General features: G+C 62.3%; 11 protein-coding genes. 9 read left to right on the plus strand and 2 right to left on the minus strand.

Features of this window, described 5'->3' with window-relative positions:
* Positions 1 to 100 precede the first annotated feature (100 nt).
* Both RWJ89_RS27010 and RWJ89_RS27015 read right to left on the minus strand, forming a co-directional pair.
* Entirely contained in the window at positions 101 to 1018 is a 918-nt protein-coding gene (locus tag RWJ89_RS27010) for a DNA-binding response regulator (protein WP_316031711.1), read from the minus strand.
* Positions 1011 to 4397 (minus strand): hybrid sensor histidine kinase/response regulator, encoded by a 3387-nt coding sequence (locus RWJ89_RS27015; protein ID WP_221943042.1) that lies wholly within the window; start codon positions 4395 to 4397, stop codon positions 1011 to 1013. The genes RWJ89_RS27010 and RWJ89_RS27015 overlap by 8 nt, the downstream gene beginning before the upstream one ends.
* A gap of 179 nt (positions 4398 to 4576) precedes the next feature.
* On the opposite strand from RWJ89_RS27015, the gene RWJ89_RS27020 reads away from it, so the two are divergent.
* From RWJ89_RS27020 to RWJ89_RS27060, 9 genes are all read left to right on the plus strand, one after another.
* On the plus strand, positions 4577 to 6481 hold the full coding sequence (locus tag RWJ89_RS27020) for an acid phosphatase (protein ID WP_168329456.1): 1905 nt from the start codon (positions 4577 to 4579) through the stop codon (positions 6479 to 6481).
* Positions 6482 to 6677: 196 nt separating this feature from the next.
* The gene (gene urtA / locus RWJ89_RS27025; protein WP_131665214.1) at positions 6678 to 7970 is read left to right on the plus strand and encodes an urea ABC transporter substrate-binding protein; all 1293 of its coding nucleotides are present in this window, start codon (positions 6678 to 6680) and stop codon (positions 7968 to 7970) included.
* A 115-nt stretch (positions 7971 to 8085) separates the two neighbouring features.
* Entirely contained in the window at positions 8086 to 9723 is a 1638-nt protein-coding gene (gene urtB, locus RWJ89_RS27030) for an urea ABC transporter permease subunit UrtB (RefSeq protein WP_131665213.1), read from the plus strand.
* Positions 9720 to 10883 (plus strand): urea ABC transporter permease subunit UrtC, encoded by a 1164-nt coding sequence (urtC, locus tag RWJ89_RS27035; RefSeq protein WP_094087560.1) that lies wholly within the window; start codon positions 9720 to 9722, stop codon positions 10881 to 10883. The genes urtB and urtC overlap by 4 nt, the downstream gene beginning before the upstream one ends.
* Before the next feature lie 5 nt (positions 10884 to 10888).
* On the plus strand, positions 10889 to 11644 hold the full coding sequence (urtD, locus tag RWJ89_RS27040) for an urea ABC transporter ATP-binding protein UrtD (protein ID WP_077979103.1): 756 nt from the start codon (positions 10889 to 10891) through the stop codon (positions 11642 to 11644).
* A gap of 197 nt (positions 11645 to 11841) precedes the next feature.
* Positions 11842 to 12537 carry an urea ABC transporter ATP-binding subunit UrtE gene (gene urtE / locus RWJ89_RS27045; protein ID WP_003542323.1) on the plus strand — a complete coding sequence of 232 codons (696 nt, stop codon included), beginning with the start codon at positions 11842 to 11844 and terminating at the stop codon, positions 12535 to 12537.
* A gap of 151 nt (positions 12538 to 12688) precedes the next feature.
* Positions 12689 to 13510, plus strand: a complete 822-nt coding sequence (locus RWJ89_RS27050; RefSeq protein ID WP_077979269.1) for an urease accessory protein UreD — start codon at positions 12689 to 12691, stop codon at positions 13508 to 13510.
* Positions 13511 to 13543: 33 nt separating this feature from the next.
* Entirely contained in the window at positions 13544 to 13846 is a 303-nt protein-coding gene (locus tag RWJ89_RS27055; RefSeq protein ID WP_003542318.1) for an urease subunit gamma, read from the plus strand.
* 10 nt (positions 13847 to 13856) lie between these two features.
* A complete protein-coding gene (locus RWJ89_RS27060) occupies positions 13857 to 14108 on the plus strand; it encodes a DUF1272 domain-containing protein (protein ID WP_077979102.1) in 252 nt (83 codons plus the stop codon).
* Positions 14109 to 14111: the final 3 nt, after the last annotated feature.

The raw sequence follows: 14111 nt of genomic DNA on the forward strand, positions 1-14111 counted from the left end.
TGACGGCGAAAAATGGTACGATCCGGCGCTTCGGCGAATGGAGACCGTCATGGTCCCGCGGCATCTCGGCAGCGCCACGGAGCTAGCCTCCATCACCCTCTTACATCTCGTACAGCACGTGCGTGGCTTTCACGGCGGCCGAGGCGCGGTTCTCGACGCCGAGCTTCACGTAAATCTGTTCGAGGTGTTTGTTCACCGTCCGCGCCGACAGTCCCAATATTTCGCCGATGTCGCGGTTGGCCTTGCCCTTGGCGATCCAGAGCAGCACTTCGGATTCGCGCTGGGTGAGCGAGAAGCGCTGGCGCAGCACCTCGTCGTCGCTGCGCTGACTGGCGGCGGTGAGGCGGAAGAGATATTCGTCAGGGCCGATTGCGCCGAGGAAGGCGAGCTGCAACGCTGCCTGGCCGGCATGGGCGATCGAGATGATGCCGTCGCGCACTGCGGCGACGCGGTCGCGCATCCAGCCGGTGATATGGCGGACGACGATTTCCATGCCGTCGTCGCTGCCCATGGCGGCATTGACCAGCCGTGTCGCTTGCGGCGTTGACCAGTGGATGGCGCCGTCGCCCTTGACTGCCAGCAGATGACGGCCGGCTGCGTCCAGGGCGATGCGGGCGCTTTGGGCCGAGCGAGCGTTGCGCAGATGGACGCGGATGCGGGCGCGCAGTTCATCGATGTTGATCGGTTTGCTGAGATAATCGACGCCGCCGGATTCCAGCGCGTGCACGACATGCTCGGTCTCGGTCAGGCCGGTCATGAAGACGACAGGCACCTGCGCTACAGCAGCATTCGCCTTCAGCCGGCGGCAGGTCTCGAAGCCATCCATACCCGGCATCACCGCGTCGAGCAGGATAAGATCGGGTGTGATGCGCTCGACGATACCAAGTGCCGCCGTGCCTGATGTGGCGATCAGCACGGAGAAGCCGGATTGTTCGAGCGCGTCGGTCATGAAGCCGAGGGCTTCGGCGGAGTCGTCGACGAGCAGAACGATGTCGCGGGGGAGGGCCGGCTCAGCCAATGGATTCCACCTTTTCGTCGAAGTCGTGCAGGAAGGTCATGAAGCCGGCGAGATCGAAGGCGGCGACATAGGCGCGAAGTTCCTCCGTGAATGGCTGATTTGCCTCCACCTTGGCAAGGTCTGAAAGCTTGGCTTCAATGCCTCTGATATAGCCGATCTCGCCGAGCCGCAGCAATTCCTGCACATGGGCAGCACCTGGGCTCAGCATCGGCGCTTCGATCTTGACAGGAACGGCTGGCGTGGCATCGGCATAGATCCATGTCAGGCCGAGATGCAGGGCGAGCTTGTCGCGCAGTTGGCGGATGTCGACCGGCTTGCCGATCGCATCATTGTGGCTGTCGTCGCTGTCGCTGAGAACGGCCGCATCACCGATATTGGCCGACAGCATCAGCACCGGCGCCGTCTGGCCGGCCTCACGCAGACGCGAGACGAGCTGCCAGCCGTTCATGCCGGGCATCAGGATATCGACGAGGAAGAGGTCCGGCATGATGCCCTCGATCAGCGTCAGGCATTCGCCGCCGCCTGCCGCCGTCAGCACGATGAAATCGAGCGGCGCCAGGATCTCGCGCATCATCTCGCGGTGGTCCTCGTTATCGTCGACGACGACGACCGTGCGGCGCGGGCCGTCATAACCGACAATGCGCTTCTCCTGCGGCGCTGTGGCCACGGCGCGCATGACGGCGGACAGCATCAGCCGGACGCGGAAGGTCGAGCCTTCGTCCTTCACGCTTGCAACCGAGATCTCGCCTCCAAGCGTATTGGTCAGAAGCCGGGTGATGGTGAGGCCGAGGCCGAGCCCCGGCATCGGCCGCACGCTTTCGGCCTCGCCGCGCTGGAAGGGTTCGTAAATACGGGGCAGGTCTTTCTCCGTGATGCCGCGGCCGGTATCGGCAACGGCGAAGGTCGCGACCTGGCTGCGATAGCCGACGTCGAAGGTGACGCTGCCTTCGTCGGTGAACTTGATGGCATTGGAGAGCAGGTTGACCAGGATCTGGCGCAGGCGCTTTTCGTCGGTGCGGACGAATTGCGGCAAGGCCGGCGCGCGCTCATGGATGAAGGCAAGCCCCTTTGCCTGCGCCTGCGGGCGGAACATATCGACGATCTGGTCGAGGAAATCCTGGATGTTGATCTCGTTGGAATAGACCTGCAGGCGGCCGGCCTCGATCTTGGAAATATCGAGCAGGCCGTCGATCAGCCCGGAGAGGTGTTCGGCGCTGCGGCGGATGACCTTGATCGAGGATTGGCGCGGCGCCGGGATGGTCTCGTCGCGTTCGAGGATCTGGGCGTAGCCGAGCACGGCGTTCAGCGGCGTGCGTAATTCATGGCTGAGCCCGACGACGTAGCGGCTCTTGGCGCGGTTGGCGGCCTCGGCTGTTTCCTTGGCGTTCTGCAAGGCGGCGTCGGTCTTTTTGTGGGCGGCGATTTCCTTGAGCAGCAGCGTGTTCTGGCGTGATGATTCCTCCTCGGCAACGACGCGGCTGTCATGGGCGAGCACATAGAACCAGCAGACGACGCCTGAGATCACCGAGAAGACGAAGAAGACGATGAGGATGGTGCGATTGACGACCTCACCCGTCTCGGGCGAGGCAGAGGCGACCTGATGGGCGATCATCGCCAGGATTGCACCGATGGCGGTCAATGCCAGCACGACGGCGATGCCGTAGCGGCCAAGGCGCGTCGTCAGCTTCTCCAGAATGGCTTCCGGCAGCAGCGCCTTGGCGACGGTGCCGACCTGCGCGTTGAAACGGGCGGCCGGCTTGCACATGTCGTGGCAGCGGCTGTCGAGCGAGCAGCAGAGCGAGCAGATCGGCGCGGCGTAGGCCGGGCACCAGGCCATATCCTCCGGCTCGAAGGGATGCTCGCAGACCGAGCAGGTGATGTTCGTCAGGTTCTTCCAGCTCTGGCGCGGCTTGCGGGCGAGATAGAACTTGCCTTTCGTTGCCCAGGCGATGACAGGCGAGGCGACCAGCGCGATGACGAGGGTGATATAGGGCGCGAGCGAGGCGGCGATCTCGCCAAAGGCGCCGAAATGGGCAATCAGCGACACCGTCGCCGACAGCGTCATGGCGCCAAGGCCGACCGGGTTGATGTCGTAGAGGTGGGCGCGCTTGAACTCGATGCCGGGGGGAGCCAGCCCCAGCGGCTTGTTGATGAAGAGATCGGCGGAGATCGTGCAGAGCCAGGCCATGGCGATGATCGAGAAGATGCCGAGCGTCTCCTCCAGCAGCCGATAGATGCCGAGTTCCATCAAGAGCAGGGCGATTGCGACGTTGAACACCAGCCAGATGACGCGGCCGGGATGGCTGTGGGTCAGCCGCGAGAAGAAGTTCGACCAGGCGAGCGAGCCGGCATAGGCGTTCATCACATTGATCTTCAGCTGCGAGACGACGACGAAGGCGGCCATCAACAGCAGCGCGCCATTATGCCAGGGGACCATGTAGCCGAAGGCGGTCAGATACATCTGCGCCGGGTCGGCGGCGCGATCGAGGGGAACGCCCGAAGTGAAGGTCAGCACGACCAGAAATGAACCAGCAAGCAACTTCGGCGCGCCGATGATGACCCAGCCGGGCCCGGCGAGAAAGATCGCCAGGCGGTGGCGCCACTTGCGCTGCGGGTCCGGCGGCAGGAAGCGCAGGAAGTCGGCCTGTTCGCCGATCTGCGACATCAGCGCCAGGATGACGGCGGAGGCGGCGCCGAACTCCACCAGATCGAATTCGGCGATGGTGCCGGGCGGGCCGGAGGCATGGCGGATGCCGGCAAAGGCGCGCCAGAGATCGAATTTTTCCCAGTCCAGCAGGGCGATGAAGATGAAGGGCAGGATATTCAGCACGATCCAGAAGGGCTGGGTCATCAGCTGGAACTTGCTGATCAGCCGTACGCCGTGCGTTACCAGCGGGATCACCATGACGGCGCTGATGATGTAGCCGATCCAGAGCGGGATGCCGAGGGTGAGCTCCAACGCCCCGGACATGATCGAAGCCTCGATGGCAAACAGCATGAAGGTGAAGCTCGCATAGATCAGCGAGGTGATGGTCGAGCCGATATAGCCGAAGCCCGCGCCGCGCGTCAGCAGATCGATGTCGACGCCGTGGCGAATGGCGTAGCGGCTGATCGGCAGGCCGATCGCCAGCATGGCGACCGAGGCGACGACAATGGCGTAAAAGGCGTTGGTGGTGCCATAGGAGAGGGTGATTGCGCCGCCGATTGCCTCCAGCGCCAGGAAGGAGATTGCGCCGATCGCCGTCTGCGAGATGCGCTGCGAGGAGAAATGGCGGGCGCTCTTGGCAGTAAAGCGCAGCGCGTAATCTTCCAGCGTCTGGTTGGCGACCCAGCGATTGTATTCGCGTCTCACCGGAATGATGCGTTGGCGCGCTGCCATGTCTTCCTTTCCGGCATTCCGGTTGGGCTCATCGTCTCTCCGGCAGTTTTGGCGGGATGGTTGGGAAAGGCAAGAGGCAGGCACCGACTGGTTCACAGAATGGCAATATTTTTGCAATTGATCTGTCACATAAGAGCTCTAACTCTCGCGGCGTTCGTTCAACCATTTCGGGTATCACCATGTCTGTTTTAAGCCTTTGCCGCCTGAGCACCGCTCTCGTCTGCCTCCTTTCCATCGTGCCATCGCTTGCCAGCGCCGAGCAGTCCACGGCGGCGAAAGCGCCTTATGCGCAGGCCGGAAACACCAACAAACGCGGTGACGCCTGCTTCTCGACGGCGAACACCAACGCCGCCGTTCACCTTCTCTCCGGCTTCCTCGAAATCTGGACCCCGCGCACGCCTTTCGTCGATGCGGGTGTCGAAGCTCCGGCAAAGGACAATTGCCCGGAGGTCGCCAAGACGGATTGGGATGGTATTCCCGCCAGCAAGACTGACGGCCATATCGTCAACCAGGCCGTCCATGACGCCAACATTGCCTATGTCGTCAATGCGACGCGGGCGCGGACGGCCGACCAGGCGGTGGCCGCCTATCTCGACGATCGGCGCGGCAAGAATGCCAGCATCGTCGATGGCCTCGGTCCGCTGACGGATGCCTGGAAGGCCGGCTCGAAGCAGACCACCACGATCACCGAGGTGGCGGCCGACGCGACAACGGTCAAATATGACGACAAGGGCAACAATCGCGGCGCCGGCAGCAAGCCGGACACGGAAAGCAAGACCGATGCCAACCCCGACATGGGCCTTGCAATCGACTTCATCATTGCCGCCAGCGGTGACGGCTCGACGGAGCCGGCCAAGCGCTATTTCAAATATGGCCGTCCCTACCGCTGGAGCCAGGAGGTATCTGTCGTCCCGACGCTGGAGCCTGCCAAGAGCGGCAAGCCGGTTGAGGACGGCGGTTTCCCGAGCGGACATACGGCGGAAGCCTGGCGGGATGGGCTCGCCATGGCCTATCTCGTGCCGCAGCGCTTTCAGGAAATGATCACGCGCGCCAGCGAGCTGGGTGAAGACCGCATCCTTGCCGGCATGCATTCTCCTCTCGACGTGATGGGCGGCCGGATGCTCGGCACCGCCACGGTCGTCTACAATCTGAACAAGGCCGACAATGCGGCGCTGAAGAGCGATGCTTACGCCCAAGCGCAGGCATGGCTCGTCGCCAAATCAGGCGTTGCGGATGCGGGCGCGCTCGAGGTTGCCGCCCATGCGGCACCGCTGGCTGCAGATCGTTTCGCCGATCGTGACGCCAATCGCGCTTACGTGCTGCAGCGCCTGAGCTATGGCCTGCCGACGATCCATGCGACCGATCAGCCGGCGCGTGTGCCGCAGGGCGCCGAAGCGCTTCTCGAAACGCGTCTGCCCTATCTGGACGGCGAGCAGCGCCGCGACGTGCTGAAGACGACGGAGATCGCCTCCGGCTATCCGCTGCTCGACGACGCGGAAGGTTACGGCCGTCTCAACCTGTTTGCCGCCGCCGATGGCTACGGCGCGTTCGAACAGGACGTGACCGTGACGATGGATGCGGCAAAGGGCGGTTTCAATGCGATCGATACCTGGCGGAACGACATCACCGGCAAGGGCAGGCTGGTGAAGCACGGCGAAGGCATCCTCGGGCTGTCGGGTGCGAACAGCTATGCCGGCGGCACCGTGCTGGAAGAGGGCGCGCTGGTGGCCCTCTCGCCGTCGGCCTTCGGTACTGGCGGCCTGACGGCTGACCGCGGTTCGCTCGTTCTGGCGGCGGACAAGCCCGTGACCGTCGGCGGCGACTATCAGCAGCTTGCCACGGCCGTGATGAAGCAGAGGCTCGGCGCGAACGGCGAGGGTACGCTGATCGTTCATGGCAAGGCGGTGCTAGCCGGCGAGCTCGATGTGACGCTTGCCGACGGTTTTGTCCCGACGCCTGGAACGAAGATCGAGATCCTGAAGGCCAGCGCCGTGACCGGCGCCTTCGAAAAGCTGACCGTCGCAGGCCATAGGGCGAGCCTCTCTTACGGTCCGACGGCCATCGTCTTGACGATCGACGGATAATTCCTCCGAGAGAATCGACGGGGCATCTCCCGCGGTGGGGGATGCCACCTCTCTCCCGGCCTGCTGCCTGTTTGACCCCCGCGCCTACGTCAATCGACGTATGTGTTTTCGCGCTGCAGCACCCGATAGTTCTTTAAGCAACAGTTAATCTCCGTTTCCGGTCTGTTGCGGAACAAGAAGAGGGGAGTTCAACCAGATGAAGCTCAAATCCACTATTACGGGCGCAGCGCTCGGCGCCGTCATGGCGGCGTCGGCCGCCTTTAGCGGTGCAGTTGCCGCCGATGACACGATCAAGGTCGGCATTCTGCACTCGCTCTCCGGCACCATGGCCATCTCCGAGACCACGCTCAAGGACGCCATGCTGATGCTCATCGACCAGCAGAACAAGAAGGGCGGCCTTCTCGGCAAGAAGCTTGAGGCCGTCGTCGTCGACCCGGCTTCCGACTGGCCGCTGTTTGCCGAAAAGGCACGTGAGCTGATCCAGAAGGACAAGGTTGCCGCCGTCTTCGGTTGCTGGACGTCCTCGTCGCGCAAGTCCGTTCTGCCGGTTTTCGAAGAGACCAACTCGATCCTCTTCTACCCGGTCCAGTATGAAGGCGAAGAGTCCTCGCGCAACATCTTCTACACCGGCGCTGCTCCGAACCAGCAGGCCATTCCTGCTGTCGACTACCTGATGGAAAAAGAAGGCGTCAAGCGCTTCGTTCTCGAAGGTACGGACTACGTCTATCCGCGCACGACCAACAAGATTCTCGAGGCATACCTGATTTCGAAGGGTATTCCGAAAGAAGACATCATGACCAACTACACGCCGTTCGGCTTCTCCGACTGGCAGACCGAAGTTTCCAAGATCAAGGAATTCGGTTCGGCCGGCAAGAAGACCGCCGTCGTCTCTACGATCAACGGCGATGCCAACGTTCCGTTCTACAAGGAACTGGGCAACAAGGGCATCAAGGCAACCGACATCCCCGTCGTCGCCTTCTCGGTCGGCGAAGAAGAGCTTGCCGGCCTCGACACCAAGCCGCTCGTCGGCCATCTCGCTGCCTGGAACTACTTCGAATCGGTCGAAAGCTCGGCCAACAAGAAGTTCATCAAGGACTGGCACGCTTTCACCAAGAACGACAAGCGCGTGACGAACGACCCGATGGAAGCTGCGTATATCGGCTTCAACGCATGGGTTAAGGCCGTCCAGGCTGCCGGCACGACCGATACCGACAAGGTTCTCGACACCATTATCGGCGTCAGCGTTCCGAACCTCTCGGGCGGCTATGCGACCGTCATGCCGAACCACCACATCACCAAGCCGGTGCTGATCGGTGAAATCCAGGCCGACGGCCAGTTCGAAATCGTCCAGCAGACACCTGCCGTCGTCGGCGACGAATGGTCAGATTTTCTGCCTGACTCCAAGGATCTGATCTCCGATTGGCGCAAGCCGATGTCCTGCGGCAACTTCAACGTCGCTACGGGCAAGTGCGGTGGCAAGGGCTCCTGAGTACGACCCCGATCCGATGATTGTATGAAGGATTCCGTCCGGGTTTGATCCCGGGCGGAAGCTCCGTCCCAGCGATTGCGCCGCGAGGCCAACACTATCAAGGGCGAGAAAGCCGATGTATCGCGCCATAAAGATTTTCCTCATCACGGTTTGCCTGGCATTTTCGGGCCTGACATTTTCGGGCGTGATGATCTCGAGCGAAGTCCAGGCTCAGGACGATATCCACGTGCTCATCGACGCGCTCGGCGTCGGCGATTTCCCGGAACGCGAAGCGGCCATCAAGGCGCTGGTCGCTTCCAAGGATCCGCATGTCAGCCAGATCCTGCAGCAGTTGAGCGACGGCCTTCTCTACGTCAATTCCGATGGCGGCCCGGTTCTCCTCCGGGGCGGTACCGATGACGAACCGACCTATTCCGATCCGATCACCGGCGAAGCCGCTGCCGATGTCGATCCGGATCTGATGACGAAGGTGAAGATCAACAACGCGCTTCGCGGCGTCATCGGAGCCGCCACCAGCCAGCTGACGCTGATGAGCCCGGACCGTTCAGCGCGGCTTGCCGCGGCGCAGGGCCTTCTGAAAGATGCCGATCCCGCCAATCTCGACCTGCTGAACTCGGCTCTTGCGGCCGAAAAGGACGCTGAGATCAAGAATACGATGGAAGCGGCACGCGCAGTGCTGCTGCTCAAGACGGATGCGAGCGTCGAAGACAAGAAGGCTGCGATCGATACGATCGCGGCGCGCGGCAATCGCGATGCGTTGACCATCCTCACGACCACACTCGAAACCGCGCCTGACGACCTGAAGCCGGCGATCCAGGCGGATATCAGCTCCATCAATCGCAGCCTGGCGCTGTGGGATATCGTCCAGAACATCTGGTACGGATTGTCTCTCGGCTCGGTGCTGCTGCTTGCCGCGATCGGCCTTGCCATCACCTTCGGCGTCATGGGCGTCATCAACATGGCGCATGGCGAAATGGTGATGATCGGCGCCTACACCACCTATGTGGTGCAGGAGTACATCACCTCCGCCTTTCCTGAACTTGCCGATTATTCGCTGGCCTTTGCCGTGCCTGCGGCCTTCGTCTTTACCGGCTTCGTCGGTCTGGTGATCGAGCGCGCCGTCATCCGCTATCTCTACGGCCGGCCGCTCGAAACGCTGCTCGCCACCTGGGGCGTGTCGCTCATCCTGCAGCAGGCGGTGCGCAGCATCTTCGGTCCCACCAACCGCGAGGTCCGCAATCCGACCTGGATGTCCGGCGTCTTCGATCTCGGCGGGCTCTCCATCACCTGGAACCGACTGTGGATCATCGTCTTTTCGATGGTGGTCTTTGTGGCGCTGCTCCTGCTGCTCAAACGGTCCGCCTTCGGCCTGCAGATGCGTGCCGTTACGCAGAACCGGCGCATGGCGTCGTCGATGGGCATCCGCACCGGCTGGGTCGATGCCTTCACCTTCGCGCTCGGCTCGGGCATTGCCGGCATTGCCGGCGTGGCGCTCAGCCAGATCGACAATGTCTCGCCGAACCTCGGTCAATCCTACATCATCGACAGCTTCATGGTCGTCGTCTTCGGCGGTGTGGGCAATCTCTGGGGTACGCTGGTCGGTGCACTCTCGCTCGGCGTCGTCAACAAGTTCCTCGAGCCCTTCGCTGGTGCCGTGCTCGGCAAGATCCTGGTGCTCGTCCTCATCATTCTCTTCATCCAGAAGCGTCCCCGCGGGCTCTTCGCACTCAAAGGAAGGGCGGTGGAAGCATGATAACGGCCTTCCTTCTCCGATCACTCGATCGCAAGATCGTCATTGCCATCGCCCTCCTGCTTCTCGTCGCCGTCCTTGTGCCGGTCCTGAACCTGATGACGGGGCCGAGCAATCCGCTGCACGTGCCGACTTATATCATGTCGCTGTTTGGCAAGTATCTGACCTATGCGCTGCTGGCGCTGGCGCTTGATCTCGTCTGGGGCTTCTGTGGCATCCTCTCCCTCGGCCACGGTGCCTTCTTTGCGCTCGGCGGCTATGCGATGGGCATGTATCTGATGCGCCAGATCGGCACGCGCGGCAGCTACGGAGACCCTGTTCTGCCCGACTTCATGGTGTTCCTGAACTGGAAGGATCTGCCCTGGTTCTGGTACGGCTTCAACCATTTCTGGTTTGCGGCGCTGATGGTGCTCGTCGTGCCCGGCCTGCTCGCCTTCGTTTTCGGCTGGTTTGCCTTCCGCTCACGCGTCAACGGCGTCTATCTCTCGATCATCACCCAGGCGATGACCTACGCGCTGCTGCTGGCCTTCTTCCGCAACGACATGGGTTTCGGCGGCAATAACGGCCTTACCGATTTCAAGGACATTATCGGTTTCAACGTCCAGGCTGACGGCACGCGTGCAGTCCTTTTTGCCGCAACTGCGATCTTCCTGGCGCTGTCGCTGCTGCTCGCCTCGGCGATCGTGCGCTCGAAGTTCGGCAAGGTGCTGGTCGGCGTGCGCGATGCCGAAAGCCGCACACGCTTTCTCGGCTACCGCGTCGAGCACTTCAAGCTCTTCACCTTCGTCGTCTCGGCGATGATGGCCGGTATTGCCGGTGCGCTCTACGTGCCGCAGGTCGGCATTATCAATCCCGGCGAATTCGCGCCCGCCAATTCGATCGAAGTCGTCATCTGGACGGCGGTGGGCGGACGGGCGACGCTGATCGGCCCGATCATCGGCGCGATCCTCGTCAACGGCGGCAAGACGATCTTCACCGGCCTCTTCCCGGAGTTCTGGCTGTTTGCGCTCGGCGGCCTCTTCGTTGCCGTCACGCTGTTTCTGCCCAAGGGTGTCGTCGGCACGATTGCGCAATATCTCGGCAAGCGGAAGGTCGTCTCCAAGGCGGCACCACCGGCGGCTGAGGAAGACGGTATCGAGCCGAAAATCCAGGCAGCGGAGTGAGCGCCATGATCCCCGACGTCAAACCCACCAGCGTGCTTTATCTCAACGGCGTCTCGGTTTCCTTCGACGGCTTCAAGGCGCTGAATTCGCTGTCGATCGTCATCGAACCCGGCGAGCTTCGCGCCATCATCGGCCCGAACGGCGCCGGCAAGACGACGATGATGGATATCATCACCGGCAAGACCAGGCCCGATGAGGGTGAGGTGTTCTTCAACGGCACGATCGATCTTACCAAGAAGGACGAGGCCGATATCGCCCAGCTCGGCATCGGCCGCAAGTTCCAGAAGCCGACAGTCTTCGAAAGCCATACGGTGTGGGACAATCTGGAGCTGGCGCTGAACCGCCGTCGTAGCGTGTTCTCGACACTGTTCTACCGGCTTTCGGGCGAGGACAAGACGCGCATCGACGAGATCCTCGAAACGGTGCGGCTGACGCATCGCCGCGACGAATTCGCCGCCAATCTCTCGCACGGGCAGAAGCAATGGCTGGAGATCGGCATGCTGCTGGCGCAGGAGCCGAAGCTCCTGCTCGTCGACGAGCCGGTGGCCGGCATGACGGATGCGGAGACGGCGGAAACTGCGATCCTGCTCAAGGATATCGCCAAAACCCGGTCTGTCGTCGTCGTCGAACATGACATGGGCTTCATCCGAGACCTCGGCGTCAAGGTGACCTGCCTTGCTGAGGGATCGGTGCTGGCCGAAGGGTCGATCGATTTTGTGAGTTCGGATCCGAAGGTCATCGAGAACTATTTGGGGCGGTGAGCGTCGCGTTTGCCGGATGCCCCTCACCCTCACCCTTTCCCCGTAAACGGGGCGAGGGGACGTGCCATGCGAGAGGTGGACGAGGGACGGACAGGTCGCGGCATATTCCCTTCTCCCCGCAAGCGGGGAGAAGGTGGCGGCAGCCGGATGAGGGGCAGCGGCCTGCTCCGACAGCAGTTTGATTTAAAGGGAAACCGATGCTGACAGTCGAAAACGCAAACCTCCACTACGGCGCCGCTCAGGCGCTGCGCGGCATCTCGATCAAAGCGGAGATGGGCAAGATCACCTGCGTGCTGGGGCGTAACGGCGTGGGGAAGAGTTCTCTTCTGCGCGCCGTTACCGGCCAGCATCCGCTGTCGGCCGGTACCGTCACCTTCAACGATACCAAGCTCAACGGCTTGCCGCCCTTTGCCCGCGCCAAGCAGGGCATCGGCTATGTGCCGCAGGGGCGCGAAATCTTCCCGCTGCTCACCGTCAAGGAAAATCTCGAAACCGGCTTTGCTCCGCTTGGCCGCCGCGACCGCAACATCCCCGATGACATCTTCAGTCTCTTCCCGGTGCTGAAGTCGATGTTGTCACGTCGCGGCGGCGATCTTTCTGGCGGGCAGCAGCAGCAGCTGGCGATCGGGCGCGCCATGGTGACACGGCCGAGGATTCTCGTGCTCGACGAGCCGACCGAGGGCATTCAGCCATCGATCATCAAGGATATCGGCCGGGCGATCCGCTATCTGCGCGACTCTACAGGCATGGCGATCCTGCTCGTCGAGCAATATCTCGATTTCTGCCGCGAGCTTGCCGACTATGTCTACATCATGGATCGCGGCGAAATCGTGCATGAAGGGCTTGCCGAGACGTTGGATACGCCGGAGGCCCGCCGCCACCTGACTGTCTGACCGGCAGATGCCGCATTTTGCAGCAGAGGGCGCGGCGCCTGGGAAACCTTCCGCCGCCGGCAAAGGTCTGCTCGGGGCGGCATAGGAATTGCTTGCTTTCTGCTATCCGCGCGCTTGAATGAAAACCAGGGGCGCGGCCGAAAGGGACGATATGACGATCGCGGCGGCAGGCACGAGACCGCAAAGAGCGGAAGGGCGCGGGCATCTGGCGGCAAAGCTGTTCGATGGCCGCACGCGCATCCGTGAACTCTATCAGGAGGGGGCGGCGAAAATCCGCCTGCCCGATACCTTCGACGCCTCCATGGAAGCCGTCATCATCAATACTGCTGGCGGTTTGACGGGCGGCGATCGGATGGATTGGAGCGTGGATGCCGGCCCCGGCACGCGCATCGACGTCACCACTCAGGCTTGCGAGAAGATCTACAAGGCATCGGCCGGCATCGCCGAGGTGGCGACCAGCATCAAGGTCGGAGCCCAAGCCCGCGTCGACTGGCTGCCGCAGGAAACGATCCTCTTCGACCGGGCCGCACTTTTCCGCCGGCTGGATGTCGATCTTGACGAGAGCGCCGAATTTCTGGCCGTCGAAGCCGTGCTGCTCGGCCGCAAGGCGATGGGTGAGGCGGTGGTATCGGGGCTGTTCCGCGATCGCTGGCGGATCCGCCGCTCGGGTCAACTGATCCACGCCGAAGAACTCAGGCTTTCCGAAGGTGTGGCGGCACTGGCGGCGCGGCAGGCCGTGCTCGGCGGACAGGTGGCCTTTGCGACGTTGCTTTATGCCGGGCCGCTTTCAGAAGCCTATCTTAGCAAAGTCCGGCCGCTGGTCGAAGGATCGATGGGCGGTGCGAGCGCTTGGAATGGCAAGCTCGTCGTTCGCCTAGCAGCGGCCGACGGCTTCTCGCTCAGAAAAATCCTGATCCCCGTCATTTCCGCCTTGCGCAATGGTGCGCCTGTGCCGAAAGTCTGGAATCTATGAACGTAAGCATTCGGTCAAGCAGATGGACAAGCGATGAACCTCACTCCGAGAGAAAAAGACAAGCTGTTGATTTCGATGGCGGCGATGGTGGCGCGGCGGCGACTGGAGCGCGGCGTCAAGTTGAATTACCCCGAAGCGATCGCGCTGATCAGCGACTTCGTCGTCGAAGGCGCCCGCGATGGCCGCCCGGTTGCCGAGCTGATGGAAGCTGGCGCCCATGTGATCGGCCGCTCCCAGGTGATGGAGGGCATTGCCGAGATGATCCACGACGTGCAGGTGGAGGCAACGTTCCCGGATGGAACCAAGCTCGTCACCGTGCACGAGCCGATCCGGTGAGGAGATAGGGATGCTCGAGCTCAGGCCCAATTGCGAATGCTGCGACAAGGATCTGCCGCCTGATAGCACTGAGGCACGGATCTGCACCTATGAATGTACCTTCTGTGCCGATTGCGTGGACGGCGTGTTGAAGGGTGTCTGCCCGAACTGCGGCGGCAATCTCGTCGCGAGGCCCATTCGGCCGGCGGCGATGCTTGTCAAAAATCCAGCGTCGACGAAGCGTGTGCTGAAAGCTGAGGGCTGCGCGCCCAAGGCGGCTTAAGGA

Origin of the sequence: Rhizobium sp. 10PS4, assembly GCF_032464805.1 — a bacterium.
Taxonomy (GTDB): Bacteria; Pseudomonadota; Alphaproteobacteria; order Rhizobiales; family Rhizobiaceae; genus Rhizobium; species Rhizobium laguerreae.

Coding starts and splice junctions, on each gene's coding strand:
- RWJ89_RS27015 (WP_221943042.1), bottom strand. CDS start 4,397: ATGGCAGCGCGCCAACGCATCATTCCGGTGAGACGCGAATACAATCGC.
- RWJ89_RS27020 (WP_168329456.1), top strand. CDS start 4,577: ATGTCTGTTTTAAGCCTTTGCCGCCTGAGCACCGCTCTCGTCTGCCTC.
- urtA (WP_131665214.1), top strand. CDS start 6,678: ATGAAGCTCAAATCCACTATTACGGGCGCAGCGCTCGGCGCCGTCATG.
- urtB (WP_131665213.1), top strand. CDS start 8,086: ATGTATCGCGCCATAAAGATTTTCCTCATCACGGTTTGCCTGGCATTT.
- urtC (WP_094087560.1), top strand. CDS start 9,720: ATGATAACGGCCTTCCTTCTCCGATCACTCGATCGCAAGATCGTCATT.
- urtD (WP_077979103.1), top strand. CDS start 10,889: ATGATCCCCGACGTCAAACCCACCAGCGTGCTTTATCTCAACGGCGTC.
- urtE (WP_003542323.1), top strand. CDS start 11,842: ATGCTGACAGTCGAAAACGCAAACCTCCACTACGGCGCCGCTCAGGCG.
- RWJ89_RS27050 (WP_077979269.1), top strand. CDS start 12,689: ATGACGATCGCGGCGGCAGGCACGAGACCGCAAAGAGCGGAAGGGCGC.
- RWJ89_RS27055 (WP_003542318.1), top strand. CDS start 13,544: ATGAACCTCACTCCGAGAGAAAAAGACAAGCTGTTGATTTCGATGGCG.
- RWJ89_RS27060 (WP_077979102.1), top strand. CDS start 13,857: ATGCTCGAGCTCAGGCCCAATTGCGAATGCTGCGACAAGGATCTGCCG.